This window comes from Variovorax sp. 05L425, assembly GCF_056397705.1.
Window position 1 is genome coordinate 16062 of record NZ_JBFTNY010000005.1, and the last position, 12463, is coordinate 28524.

General features: G+C 61.6%; 10 protein-coding genes. 4 read left to right on the plus strand and 6 right to left on the minus strand.

The window, feature by feature from the left end:
* Positions 1-28: 28 nt before the first annotated feature.
* From AC1DN9_RS07435 to AC1DN9_RS07445, 3 genes are all read right to left on the minus strand, one after another.
* Positions 29-712 (minus strand): hypothetical protein, encoded by a 684-nt coding sequence (locus tag AC1DN9_RS07435; protein ID WP_478098774.1) that lies wholly within the window; start codon positions 710-712, stop codon positions 29-31.
* A gap of 12 nt (positions 713-724) precedes the next feature.
* The gene (locus tag AC1DN9_RS07440) at positions 725-1825 is read right to left on the minus strand and encodes an AbiJ-NTD4 domain-containing protein (RefSeq protein WP_478098775.1); all 1101 of its coding nucleotides are present in this window, start codon (positions 1823-1825) and stop codon (positions 725-727) included.
* Between the two features lie 533 nt (positions 1826-2358).
* A complete protein-coding gene (locus tag AC1DN9_RS07445) occupies positions 2359-3243 on the minus strand; it encodes a LysR family transcriptional regulator (protein WP_478098776.1) in 885 nt (294 codons plus the stop codon).
* Positions 3244-3348: 105 nt separating this feature from the next.
* Between AC1DN9_RS07445 and AC1DN9_RS07450 the strand changes: the two genes are divergently transcribed.
* Genes AC1DN9_RS07450 through AC1DN9_RS07460 form a run of 3 tightly spaced genes read left to right on the plus strand, consistent with a single transcriptional unit; the run spans position 3349 to position 7239 of the window.
* Positions 3349-5073, plus strand: a complete 1725-nt coding sequence (locus tag AC1DN9_RS07450) for an acyl-CoA dehydrogenase family protein (RefSeq protein ID WP_478098777.1) — start codon at positions 3349-3351, stop codon at positions 5071-5073.
* 53 nt (positions 5074-5126) lie between these two features.
* Positions 5127-6101 (plus strand): Bug family tripartite tricarboxylate transporter substrate binding protein, encoded by a 975-nt coding sequence (locus AC1DN9_RS07455; protein WP_478098779.1) that lies wholly within the window; start codon positions 5127-5129, stop codon positions 6099-6101.
* 7 nt (positions 6102-6108) lie between these two features.
* Positions 6109-7239 (plus strand): CaiB/BaiF CoA transferase family protein, encoded by a 1131-nt coding sequence (locus AC1DN9_RS07460; protein ID WP_478098781.1) that lies wholly within the window; start codon positions 6109-6111, stop codon positions 7237-7239.
* Here the strand turns inward: AC1DN9_RS07460 and AC1DN9_RS07465 are convergent.
* Positions 7236-8660, minus strand: coding sequence for an XVIPCD domain-containing protein (locus tag AC1DN9_RS07465; RefSeq protein WP_478098782.1), 1425 nt, complete (start codon positions 8658-8660; stop codon positions 7236-7238). The two genes, AC1DN9_RS07460 and AC1DN9_RS07465, sit on opposite strands and share 4 nt — an antisense overlap.
* Positions 8660-9457, minus strand: coding sequence for a hypothetical protein (locus AC1DN9_RS07470; RefSeq protein WP_478098784.1), 798 nt, complete (start codon positions 9455-9457; stop codon positions 8660-8662). Before AC1DN9_RS07470 ends, AC1DN9_RS07465 begins: the two co-directional genes overlap by 1 nt.
* Positions 9458-9686: 229 nt before the next feature.
* Between AC1DN9_RS07470 and AC1DN9_RS07475 the strand changes: the two genes are divergently transcribed.
* Complete coding sequence (locus tag AC1DN9_RS07475) at positions 9687-10142, plus strand: hypothetical protein (RefSeq protein ID WP_478098785.1); 456 nt, start codon at positions 9687-9689, stop codon at positions 10140-10142.
* Positions 10143-10223: 81 nt separating this feature from the next.
* On the opposite strand, the gene htpG is transcribed toward AC1DN9_RS07475, so the two are convergent.
* A complete protein-coding gene (gene htpG, locus AC1DN9_RS07480) occupies positions 10224-12257 on the minus strand; it encodes a molecular chaperone HtpG (RefSeq protein WP_478098787.1) in 2034 nt (677 codons plus the stop codon).
* Between the last annotated feature and the right edge of the window lie 206 nt (positions 12258-12463).

Genomic DNA, 12463 nt, shown 5'->3' on the forward strand with positions numbered 1-12463 from the left:
CGCCGATTCGACTTCGCTCCGGACGAAGTCACTCGGCCGGAGCCAAGGTCTTTTTGAAATGCGTCGGGTCATAAATCTTCCGGAAAGCGTCTGGCTTCAGATTTTTTGCCCCCTCCATAATCTTCTTGATTTCCTCTTCCAATTCGTTGAGAAATTTTACATAGGATTCGTGCACTGCCCCTTTTATGTCCATCTTTGGCATTTTTCTATTGTCTAGGTGAAAACGAATGTGCCATCGGATGACCGTTGCTAATCTGTAAAGCTCCTTGCTTCGGTCGCCCCATTTTTCGATGGCTTCTGTCTTTTTATCGGAAGGGTCTGTGTCGCTGAATTCGTCATAAAACTCTCGGGTCTCTTTGCTGAACATGCCAGATTGCTCGTTGTAGTTGTTGAGCTGTCCGTGAATGAGTTGGTAGGACAACCGCTGTTCTCGATTCAAGTGCCGGAAAGCCTCCTTGAAGAATTTCTCATAGAACATCGCCTGCACAGGAAGAGGGACTGTGTTCTCAACGGCCTTGATAGTCGCAAGCTGAAGGTGCCGACTATGAATCCAGACCAATCGCTCCGTCTGGGCGTACACATCCTCCAGCTCGGTGAGCAGTCCCTTTCGCAGATTCCTCGCGGCCCACCAATCTCGTGACAGGGTTGTACCTTGACCCAACAACCAACCAACTATCACACCAGCGAGCGGTAGCCATGTTTTGTAGTCCATTCGCGTCCTCGCTCAGGTAATTGACAAGCGTCCAATCAGAGACTTTATCCAGGACATGCATGACTCGATTGCCCAGTCCACCTGCTGCTTTGTGAGCGCGGGCATCGGCTTCTCTCCTGGGCCGTGGACAAAATCATTGCGAGTCTCTTTGAAGATGTGTCTGAGCGCATCACCTTCCCAAACTTCAATAAAGCGACCATTCTTGTCCGAGACCAAGTTGTCGATGTAGTGATTGGCGTTCTTCTCAGTCCCACGCGTGAAGCCCTTCTCGCCGGAGATGATCTTTATGGTGCTTTCCAAGGCTTTCGCCGCGTACATCGACGGGTCGCGATCATTGGACTCCCTGCGATCCACCGCCTCTTTCATGTCGGTGTCCACGTTTGCCCATTTGGGGGCACTCACGAGTCTCCAGAAAGGCGTCGCGATATTGCGCTCAACCTGCTCATCCTCCGCAATTTGGATGAAACCATTGTGATAGTTGAGAGGCACTCCGGCACGCTGAAATCGAACGTTGAGTTCGTGTGCATATTGTTCGTATTTTCTGTTTAAATCTTGATTTGCCCTAGCCGCCGGGGAGGAATAGATTGAATCATGTTTTCCTCCTTGGGCTTGCCCAAATTCCGCCAGCTTGTTAATCAATTGAACTGTTTGGTCCAATTTTTCGCGCTCTTTGGCGCTTTGCAGCGAAAAAATTAAATTCGCACGCTCAATATCGTTATGCCTCTCGCGAAATCCCAATTCGACAAGACTAACTCGCTCTTTCATCCAGCGATCAGGCTCACCGCCGTTGTAATCAGCGAGAAGGAAGTTCTCGCAAACCTTGTCTAACGAGTAGGTGAATCCAACCCAATTCTTCGCGCCGTTGAATTGGTTCCAGTATCCGCCTGCAAGCGGCGAGAGGCTCTGCATCCCAAGTTCGCGGGACAATTTTTTCTGTATAGACTCCCAGTGGGGTTTGTATATGTCATTAACCTTGCCGTCTTTCGTCCAATACGGGATGACGTCTTCTTTGAGCAAGGTGAAGGCCTGAACCAATAGACGCTTCTCGGTCTCACCGACATTTTCCCAAATTTTTCGTTTCAAATAGCGATCGGCAAAAATGTCGGTGAGCATAAAAAGCGGCCTCCTGTTCGTATGCGTATGGGCATCTTATGCCATACAGAAACGCTTCGTAACTCCTATACGGGCAGCATGCCGCCACCAGACGCGCGGGATTTTCGGAAGGGGGTTTAGGCGCGGCGCCGCGCAGCGCCCACTGCCGCCCAGTTTCATAGGTTCGAGGTGATAACCTCTATCCGACACGCCTGCGAGGCGCGATGGATTGCCATCACGCCCGCCGTATCTCGTTGCGCTGTAATGCTGCTCTGTAGAAGCCACTCCATACAGCATGCGGATTCTTCGGACGTGAGTTCAACCGCCCGTCCAAGCCCAGGGATTGGACGCGGATGCAGTCCGTGCCGCCTCGCGAGGTTCGCCGCCCACTCGCTCGGCCCCCTGGACATCGTTGCCTTCTAGACTCACAGCGCCGTTCTCATGGTGCGCCACGAATAGCCCGCGACGATCTTCCCGATCAACTTCCCATGGTTCGGATCCAGATGCTGCTGGACCAGTGCGAGGGGATGGCCGAAGAGCCCTCTACGCCTGAGTCAACTCATACGCCCAGCTCGCACCGTGCGCAGAAAGGCCTGGACCACCACGTTCTCCGGCCCATCGCGCCACACGCAATACGACTCGGAGTGCGCGCCCTGCTCTTCCAGCGGCCGGAAGACCGCGCCGCGCAACGCCGAATGGTGAAGCGCATTCGGCACCAGTGCGACGCCCATGCCCTGAGACACCAGCGACACCACCGAGAGCCAGTGACGCACTTCATGGCGTACCTCCGGCCGGAAACCCGCGTCCGCGCAGATGGCGAGGATTCGCTCGTGATAGTCCGGTGACACGTTGCGCGCGAACAGCACGAAAGGTTCGTCGCGCAGACTCGCCGTGGGCACGGTGCGCCGCCGCGCGAGGCGATGACCGACAGGCAGGCACGCGACGAAGGGCTCGGTCATCAACAGCACGTGCCTCAACTCCGCCGGCATGCGGCTCGTGTGCACGAAGCCGAAGTCGAGCCGGTCATGCAGCAACTCGGCGATCTGTTCGCCCGAATTGAGTTCGGACAGCGTGACGCGCACCGCCGGGTGCTTTGCCTGGAACTTGCGCAAGGCCTGTGGCAGCCCGCGGTAGAGCATCGCGCCGACGAAGCCGATGCGCAGTCGTCCTGCCGAGCCCTGTGACACATCGCGCGCCTCCAGCGCCGCCTCCTCGGCCTGCCGCAGCAGTGCGCGGGCCGAAGCAAGCAGCGCATCGCCGGCCGGCGTCAGGCGCACTTCCTTGCTGTTGCGGTCGAACAGGCGGGCACCGACCGACTCCTCCAACTGCCGGATCGCGACGCTGAGCGGCGGTTGCGAGATCGAAAGCCGCCGCGCGGCGCGGCCGAAATGCAGTTCCTCGGCCAGCACGACGAAGTAGCGCAGATGTCGCAGTTCCATGCGGCGCAGTCTCCCACGATAGGCAAACCAGATCAATCGAGACCTATTTGATATTGGACAAGAATCGTCGAGCGCTCGAACATCCGGGCACAAAGGAGACGAGCCATGTCCAGCACCGCATCGACAACCGGCCCAGCCGGAGCGAACGCCGCCCATCCCGTGCCCGACCGCCACGGGCAGAACCTCTTCACCACCGACACCGAGCTGCACAAGCTCATTGCGCTGTACCTCCCGCCCGATCTGGCGCGGCACATGCAGCCGCATTTCGAGCGACTGGGCGCACTGGCCGGCGGCCCGCTCGACGAGTTGGCGCAGACCGCCGACCGCAACCCGCCGACGCTCAAGCTCCGCACGCGCACCGGCATCGACGACCAGAAGGTGATCAAGCACCCGGCCTATGTCGAGATGGAACGCCTGGCGCTGAGCGAATTCGGGCTCGCCGCCATGTCGCACCGCGACGAGACGCTGGGCTGGAAGGGCAAGATGCCGCCACTGGTCAAGTACATCCTGACCTATCTCTTCGTGCAGGCCGAGTTCGGCCTGTGCTGCCCGGTCTCGATGACCGACTCGCTGGCGCGCACGCTCAAGAAGTTCGGCAGCCCCGAACTGGTGGCGCGCTTCCTGCCGCGCTTCCAGTCGCTGGACTTCGACACGCTGGCGCAGGGCGCCATGTTCATGACCGAGCAGGCAGCCGGCTCCGACATCGCTGCCACCGTCACGCGCGCCTGGCAGGACGAAGCCGGCCAATGGCGCCTCAGCGGGGACAAGTGGTTCTGTTCCAACCCCGACGCCGATTTCGCGATGGTGCTGGCGCGCGTCGACGGTGGACCGGCCGGCATGAAGGGCGTCTCGCTGTTCCTGCTGCCGCGTCAGCTCGACGACGGCAGCGCCAACCACTATCGGATCATCCGCCTCAAGGACAAGCTCGGCACGCGTTCGATGGCGAGCGGCGAGATTCGTCTCGAAGGCGCCGTTGCCTATCTCGTCGGCGAACAGGGACGCGGCTTCGTGCAGATGGCCGATATGGTCAACAACTCGCGCCTGTCGAACGGCGTGCGCGCCGCCGGGCTGATGCGCCGCGCCGTTGCCGAGGCCGAATACATTGCGAGTGAACGCCGGGCCTTTGGCAAGCGCCTCGCCGACATGCCGCTGATGCAGCGCCAGTTGCTGAAGCTGCGACTGCCCTCCGAGCAGGCGCGCACCATGGTGTTCCAGACCGCGCTGGCGCTGGCGCGTTCGGACCAGGGCGACAAGGCCGCCTATCCGCTGCTGCGCATCCTCACGCCGCTCATCAAGTTCCGCGCCTGCCGCGATGCCCGCAAGGTGACGGGCGACGCCATGGAAGTGCGCGGCGGCTGCGGCTACATCGAGGAATGGGCCGATCCGCGCCTGGTGCGTGATGCGCACCTGGGCTCGATCTGGGAAGGCACCAGCAACATCGTCGCGCTCGACGTGCTTCGCGCCATCAAGCGCGAGGACTCGCTGAGCGCACTGCGGGACCACTTCTCCACGCTGCTCGACCAGACCGTGGTGGCACCTGCCTTTGCATCGGCCCTGCGCGACGCGCTGGCCCGCGCTGCCGCACTCGCCACCACCGCGACTCAGGAAGGCGGCGACGTGATCGCCCGCCAGGCTGCCTCCGCCCTGTATCACACCTGCAGCGCGATCGCGATGGCATGGGAGGGCTCACGCTCCGGTTCGGCGCAGCGCGTCGAGTGGGCGCAGTTGGTGCTGCTGCACCGCGTGCTTCCGCGCGACCCGCTGACACCCGATGCAATCCCGGTCGGCTGGGCGGCCAGCCCCGCAGCGTCAGCACTCGCCACGGCCTGAGTGGCTTGATCGCGCCACACCTCATTCGACCCACAAAAGACGGAGACACACACATGCGAATTCTTGCGACCTTCTTCATGACTGCCGCCGCGGCATTGCCCTTGCTGCCGGCTGCACACGCCGACACCTTCCCGGACAAACCCGTCACGCTGGTCGTGCCCTTCCCGCCGGGCGGTCCGACCGATGCGATGGCGCGCACCCTCGCCGCTGAAATGAAGGACCGCCTCGGCCAGCCGATGATCGTGGAGAACCGCGCTGGCGCAGGCGGCAACATCGGCGCCGAGTTCGTGGCACGCGCCGCACCCGATGGCCAGACACTGCTGTTCGGCACCTCAGGGCCGCTGGCCATCAATTCGAGCCTGTACCGCAAGGTCAACTACGACCCGGTGAAGAGCTTCGCGCCGGTGATCCAGGTCGGCCATCTGCCGAACATCCTGGTCGTCAACCCCTCCGTGCCGGCGAAAAACGTCAAAGAGCTCGTGGCCTATGCCAAGGCCAATCCGGGCAAGCTGAGCTATGCGTCGTCGGGCAATGGGGCCTCGTCGCACCTGGCCGGCGTGATGTTCAACGCGATGGCCGGCGTCGATCTGCAGCACATCCCTTACAAGGGCACCGGCCCGGCGCTGAACGACCTGCTCGGCGGCCAGGTGAGCATGAGCTTCACCGACGTGCTCACCGCCCTGCCCTACGTCAAGGCCGGCAAGCTGCGTGCGCTCGGCGTCACCACCGCCGCGCGCTCGCAGGCGCTGCCCGACCTGCCCACCGTGGCCGAGCAAGGCGTTCCGGGCTTCGACGTGAGCGTGTTTTTCGGCATCGTCGCGCCGGCCGGAACGCCGCCCGATCGCGTCGCCAAGCTCAACAAGGCGTTTGTCGAAGTGCTGGCGACCCCCAAGGTCAAGCAACTGTTCGCCTCGCAAGGCCTGGAGCCGGCGCCGTCGAACTCGCCCGAGCAACTGGGCAAGTTCATCGGCGGTCAGATGGCCAAGTGGTCCGCCGTCGTCAAGCAATCGGGCGCGCAACTGGACTGAACGCACCATGACCTCCGCTGCGACAACTCCCACGACCGGCGCGCTGGCGGGCATTCGCGTGCTCGACATCTCGCGCATTCTCGGCGGCCCCTATTGCGGGCAGATCCTGGGCGACCACGGCGCCGACGTGCTCAAGGTCGAGCCGCCGCAAGGCGACGACACGCGCACATGGGGCCCGCCCTTCAAGGACGGTGTTGCTTCGTACTACCACGGCCTCAACCGCAACAAGCGCATCCAACACCTCGACCTGGGTTCGCCCGAGGGACGCGACGCACTGCTCGCACTCGTGGCGGAAGCGGACGTGCTGATCGAGAACTTCAAGACCGGCACGATGGAGCGCTGGGGCATCGGCTACGACACGCTGTCGCAACGCTTCCCGCGTCTCGTGTGGTGCCGCGTGTCGGGCTTCGGCTCGGATGGGCCGCTTGGTGCCCTACCGGGCTACGACGCGGCGGTGCAGGCCATGACCGGCATCATGAGCGTCAACGGCGAAGCAGACGGCGGTCCGCTGCGCGTCGGCTTGCCGGTGGTCGACATGGTGACCGGCCTCAACGCAGTGATCGGCGTGCTGCTGGCGCTGAACGAGCGGCAACGCAGCGGACGGGGCCAGTTCGTGGAAGCAGCGCTCTATGACAGCGGCCTGTCGCTGCTGCATCCGCACGCAGCCAACTGGTTCATGGATGGCACGGCGCCGCGACGCACGGGCAACGCGCATCCGAACATCTATCCGTACGACGCGCTGGCGACCCGGACCGACCCGATCTTCGTGGCCGTCGGCAACGACCGGCAGTTCGCGAGCTTCTGCGCCTGCATCGGGCAGCCGGCGCTCGCCGAAGACCCGCTCTACAGTACGGCCGGCCAGCGATCGGTGCATCGCGAAGGCCTCAAGCAGCAGCTCGAAGCGGCGCTTGCGGATTTCGACGGCCGCACGCTGGTGCCGACGTTGATGGCTGCTGGCGTGCCCGCCGCGCCGGTGCTGCCGGTGGACGCGGCGCTCACGCATCCCCACACTGCGCATCGAGGGATGGTGGTCGAGCTCGAAGGCGGCTACCGCGGCATCGCGTCACCGGTCAAGCTCAGCCGCACGCCGGCAACCTACCGGCATGCGCCGCTGACGCCCGGAAGCGACTTCCTCTAAAGCCTCATCACCGGCGCCTGTCGCTGAATGGCGGTGTGCTGTTGCTCCAGGACGCGGTCCTGGGCCTGTTGCTGAATCCGTTCGGATGCCTGCTCCCAGGCTTGGGTACTTTGCGCGATAGGCGTGTTGAGGGCTTCCACGGTCGGCACGCTGGCGATTCGTTTGAGGGCTGAGTCCAGCGCTCCTTGGACAGCAAACACCTTCGAAGCATCGGTGCTAAGCACCACGTGGTCGATGCGATTCATTCCGTGTGTGCGAGCAGTTGCGACGAGGGCTGATGCCAACTGGTCGCTTTGCTGATCGGGGGTGCGCCCCACTTTGGCATCGAGCATATGCACGCCGGCTTGGGCTTGGCCGAATAGCGCGTGGTCGGGATGCGTGGGGTGGTCGAGTTGCACAACCGTTGAGCTTCGATCCAATCCGGGCGACAGCCGGCTCGGCGTGGGCAGGCCGTGGATCGGTATGTGCTCGTGGCTGTCAGCCGTATGGTCGAAGTGGCCTGCGACCTCTGGAGCGCGGATGTCTTGGTACGCGCAGCGCGCCGCCGGCCTGCCGAGCGAAATGCCGTTTTGCTCGAGCAATTTCTCTTGCAGGCCGAGCCCATGCATGTCCAGTTGCACCTTGCCGGCCAAGGTCGGATTGAGGATTTCGTATTGGCAGACGGAACTGACCAGCGCAGCCGCGTAGTAGTTGGCGTAGTCGGAATTGCCGTGGTGGCCCAGTCGGGTTTCGCCCGGTTTCTTGTCGAAATAGTGCCTTCCGGCGGCCTCGATGTTGCGGGAGTTGGGTGTGATGGAAAGATCCGCGTTGAGAGTGAAGCCATCTTTCGCAGTGAACTGCTCGCGCCCGTCGATTTCCTTGCTCTCGAGAAAATCCTTGATGTAGCCAACGTCTCTCGACAATTTGCCAATGTCGTGCAAACCGGCTTCTGGATGGCGATGCTTCACTCGGCTGACCAGCGCGTTCCAACCGGCAATATGCGCGCTGGCTTCGTCGCGACGGTTCATCGCCAGCATCTCGTCCAGGGCAGAACTGTAGTCATGGAACGGGTGACCGCTTTCCAACACGCGTCGGACTTTCTGGTCGAACTGTTCCAGACTCTTTCTCGTCCGCTCACGGTTGACGCCGTGCTGGATTTCATGGCCCATGAGGAAGGTGAGCATATCGCGCCCTTCGGGATCCAAGAGATTGCTGTGCTTGAGGTTCGCGGTCTGTGTGTCGGGGCTGTAGCTGGCTCCGGCGTTCTCGCTCGCTGGCATCAACGCGAAATGCTTCAAGTGGCCCTGTGCGACGGCCTCGTTCACCTGCTGCATCAATACCGGCGACTCTTCAATGACCGCGCGCAGATTCTGGTGAGCCGGCGAAGTCGGGTCGCCAACCTCACGGATCACCCGCTCCAGTTGGGCGCTGATGGTGCTCACTACAGCGCCCCCAAATCCATGTATTTCTCAAGGAAACCGATGGAGACCCTGTTGATGCAGTCATGCGAAATCTTTTCGAGACTCTCGCTGCTCTCGCCGACGATCCCGATGTCGACCTTTGCCAGTCCGCGCTGGTACTGGCGGGCTGGACTCTCGCGGCGCGTATTGCCGACGTGCCGGTAGCCCATCTTGAGCAGCGCATCGTGAAACTGCGCCACATCGAATTGGCAGATCCCTGTCATCGGAGGGCGATCGGCGTATTTTTCAGCCTTGTCGAACCCGAAGCCAAGATTTGGAAGCCGTGTGGTGTTATTCAACTTCCAGGTGTACCCGTACCACCACATCTCCGTGAGCGGCCGAAATATCCCATACGCATCGTTGTTCGGCTTGTCCGAATACGGAATCATGGCGAAGCCGCTGAATTGCGCCACCCGTTCAATCGTCAGGTCCTGCGGCTGATGCAAGGTGTCGATCAGCGCAAGCAGTCGGCGCAGAACTTCGGGCGCATCGGGGCGCGGCGCCGTTGTAGGGGCTGGACTGGACATGATCTTTTCCTCCGAATGAATAGGGGATGTGCTGGTCGTGGATGAGCAGGCGCCGAGCGCAAGCCCTGCCAACAAACTGAGAAGGCGACGAGCACAAAAGCCCATTGACGGCCTTTGTGAATTGTCAAAATTGATCGGGCCGACAGAAGCCGCGGATCGCGTAGTTCGCGGGGCCACTCTGATCAATGATTGAAGCTTCAACTGAAGCCTCCGGCTAGCCACGACGTAGCCAATGCCGATGCGTCGAGTCATCTTTTTCTCCCTGAGCGCTTTGAATTTTTTTGGATTCTATGCACACCTCGGGGATGACCCTTCCATGCCTTCACGCACTTCGTCATCCAATGTCGGAACGCCGCCACGCCTCGATAAGGGAAGCATGAGAATTCTCTGAATGACCGCAACCCGCGAGTGCGTAATTGACTGCGTCGTTACACTGGAACGGAACGCCCCAAACAACTAATCTGGCGTCTCAGGGAGAAAAATGAGCATTCGAAATCTGATGGTTGCTGCAGTTGCGGCATCTGCACTGCTGGGCTGCGCGGCGCCCTCTTCGCAACCCGCTTCGTCGGCGTCTCGCTCTCATGGTCGAGGCGAAGCCAAAGAGACCGCGATCGAAGTCTGCGGGCCGTTCGGCGAGCGAGCCCACCTTGATCGTCTTCAATGTTCCGATGGTTCGGCGCTTGTCTATCGTCGCGTCGGTGGCATCGGCACGCGCACCGATCTGCCAAAGGACCTCACCCGCGAAGATGCGTCCGCGTTGCTGGAGCGCAATATCAGCGGCGCGCCTCTCAAGCCCGGTGAACCGGACTACCACGTCATTGATGAATACAAGCTTTCATGTGGTCCGGTAAAACGCATGGTGTACATGGACATGTACCACTGCCACCAAGCGCCGCCGACAGAAACGCCCGATGGCTTTCGGTTCAAGCCCAACTAGCACTAGCGTCCCTGCAAACCTGCCACGCCGAGCGCGAGGCGCGCGTGACGCCGGCGCTCAGCCACGCGTCCGCGCTCCAGCCTAGGCCAGCAATGCGTTGACCCTGCGAACGTAGGCGGCCGGGTCTGCAGGCAGACCACCTTCAGCCAACAGCGCCTGGTCGAACAAGATGTTCGCCAAATCATCAAAGTGATCGGAGCCTTCCAGCTTCTTGACCAGCGGATGCTCCGCATTCACTTCCAGCACCGGCTTCACCTCAGGCGCGGGCTGCCCGGCCTGCTTGAGCATGCGCGCAAGCTGGGTGCTCATGCCGCCGTCCTTCACCACGAGGCAGGCCGGTGAGTCGACGAGCCGCGTGGTCACGCGAACGTCCTCCGCCTTGTCCTTGAGCGCTTCCTTGAGGCGCTCCAGCACCGGCTTGAACGACTCGGCGGCTTCCTCGGCGGCCTTCTTCTCGGCCTCGTCCTGCAGCTTGCCGAGATCGACCGCGCCCTTCGCCACGCTTTGCAACGGCGTGCCGTCGAATTCGGTGAGGTAGTTGAGCGCCCATTCGTCGACGCGATCGGTCATCAGGAGAACCTCGATGCCCTTCTTCTTGAAGATCTCGAGTTGCGGGCTGTTCTTGGCGGCGGCCAGCGTGTCGGCGGTGATGTAGTAGATCGCGTCCTGGCCTTCTTTCATGCGCGACTTGTAGTCGGCAAAGCTCACGCTGATCGTGTCGCTCGTGCTCGACGCGAAGCGCAGCAGCTTGGCGATGCGGTCGCGATTGGCAAAGTCTTCGCCCAGGCCTTCCTTGAGCACCGCGCCGAACTCGGCGTAGAACTTGGCGTACTTGCCCGACTCGTCGGCGTAGCTCGCAGCAGCTTCGGCAGCGGGCGTGGCGTTCTTGTCGACGACGTCGGTCACGCCTTCGGTCGGCTCGGGCGAGGGCACCGATTCGCCCGAACCCACGTCGATCTTGCCCTCGCTGCTGTCGCCCTCGGCCTTCTGCTTCTTCGCGAGGTCTTCGAGCATGCTCAGCACGCGCTTGGTGCTGCCCTCGCGGATCGCCTTCACGTCGCGGCTTTCCTGCAGCAGTTCGCGGCTCACATTGAGCGGCAGGTCGGCGGAGTCGATCACGCCCTTGACGAAGCGCAGGTAGCTCGGCAGCAAGGCCTCGGCATCGTCCATGATGAAGACGCGCTTGACGTAGAGCTTGACGCCCGCGCCCTTGTCGCGATTCCAGAGGTCCATCGGCGCCTTGGCCGGGATGTAGAGAAGCTGCGTGTACTCGGTGTTGCCCTCGACGCGGTTGTGGCTCCAGGCCAGCGGCGCCTCGAAGTCGTGGCTGATGTTCTTGTAGAACTCGACGTACTGTTCCTCGGTGATGTCCTTCTTGGGACGGCTCCAGAGTGCGTTCGCCTGGTTGACCGGCTCCCACTCGCCGGTCTTGACCATCGCGCCGCCCTTGTTGTCCTCACCCTCTTTCCACTCTTCTTTTTCCATGAGGATCGGCAAGGAGATGTGGTCGGAATACTTTCCGATGATGGACTTGAGCTTCCAGGCGTTGAGGTATTCCTCGGCGTCGTCGCGCAGGTGCAGCGTCACGCTGGTGCCGCGTTGCGGGCGCGCGATGCTGTCGACCTCGAAGTCGCCGGCGCCGGCGCTGACCCAGCGCACGCCCTCTTCGGCAGGCAAACCTGCGCGGCGCGATTCGACGGTGATCTTGTCGGCCACGATGAAGCCCGAATAGAAGCCCACGCCGAATTGCCCGATGAGCTGCGCATCGGCCTTCTGGTCGCCCGACAGCTTGCTCATGAACTCCTTGGTCCCGCTCTTCGCGATGGTCCCGAGGTTGTCGATGGCTTCCTGCTGGCTCAGGCCGATGCCGTTGTCGGTGATGGTCAGCGTCTTGGCGTCCTTGTCGAAGGAGACGCGCACGTCGAGATTGGGCTGGTCTTCGTACAGCGCGGGTTGGTCGATGGCCTCGAAGCGCAGCTTGTCGCAGGCGTCGGACGCATTCGAGATCAGCTCCCTCAGGAAGATTTCCTTGTTGGAGTAGAGCGAGTGGGTGACGAGGTGAAGCAGTTGCGCGACTTCGGCCTGGAATGGGAGTTTGGTCTTGGAAATGGTCATGACGCAGTGGCTATCAAAGAGAAAACACATCGCCTATGGCGAACAGGGAACTTTACAAGACGCGCTCCACAGCGGCCAACGTGAAGAACGTCACGAAGGCGGACCGTGGGGATGGACGCTTGACGTTAGTTGCAAAGACTTACATCACAGATGCGACCACAAAAGTACTCATTGAGACTTTTCTGAGAACTATGTCCTACATCGTT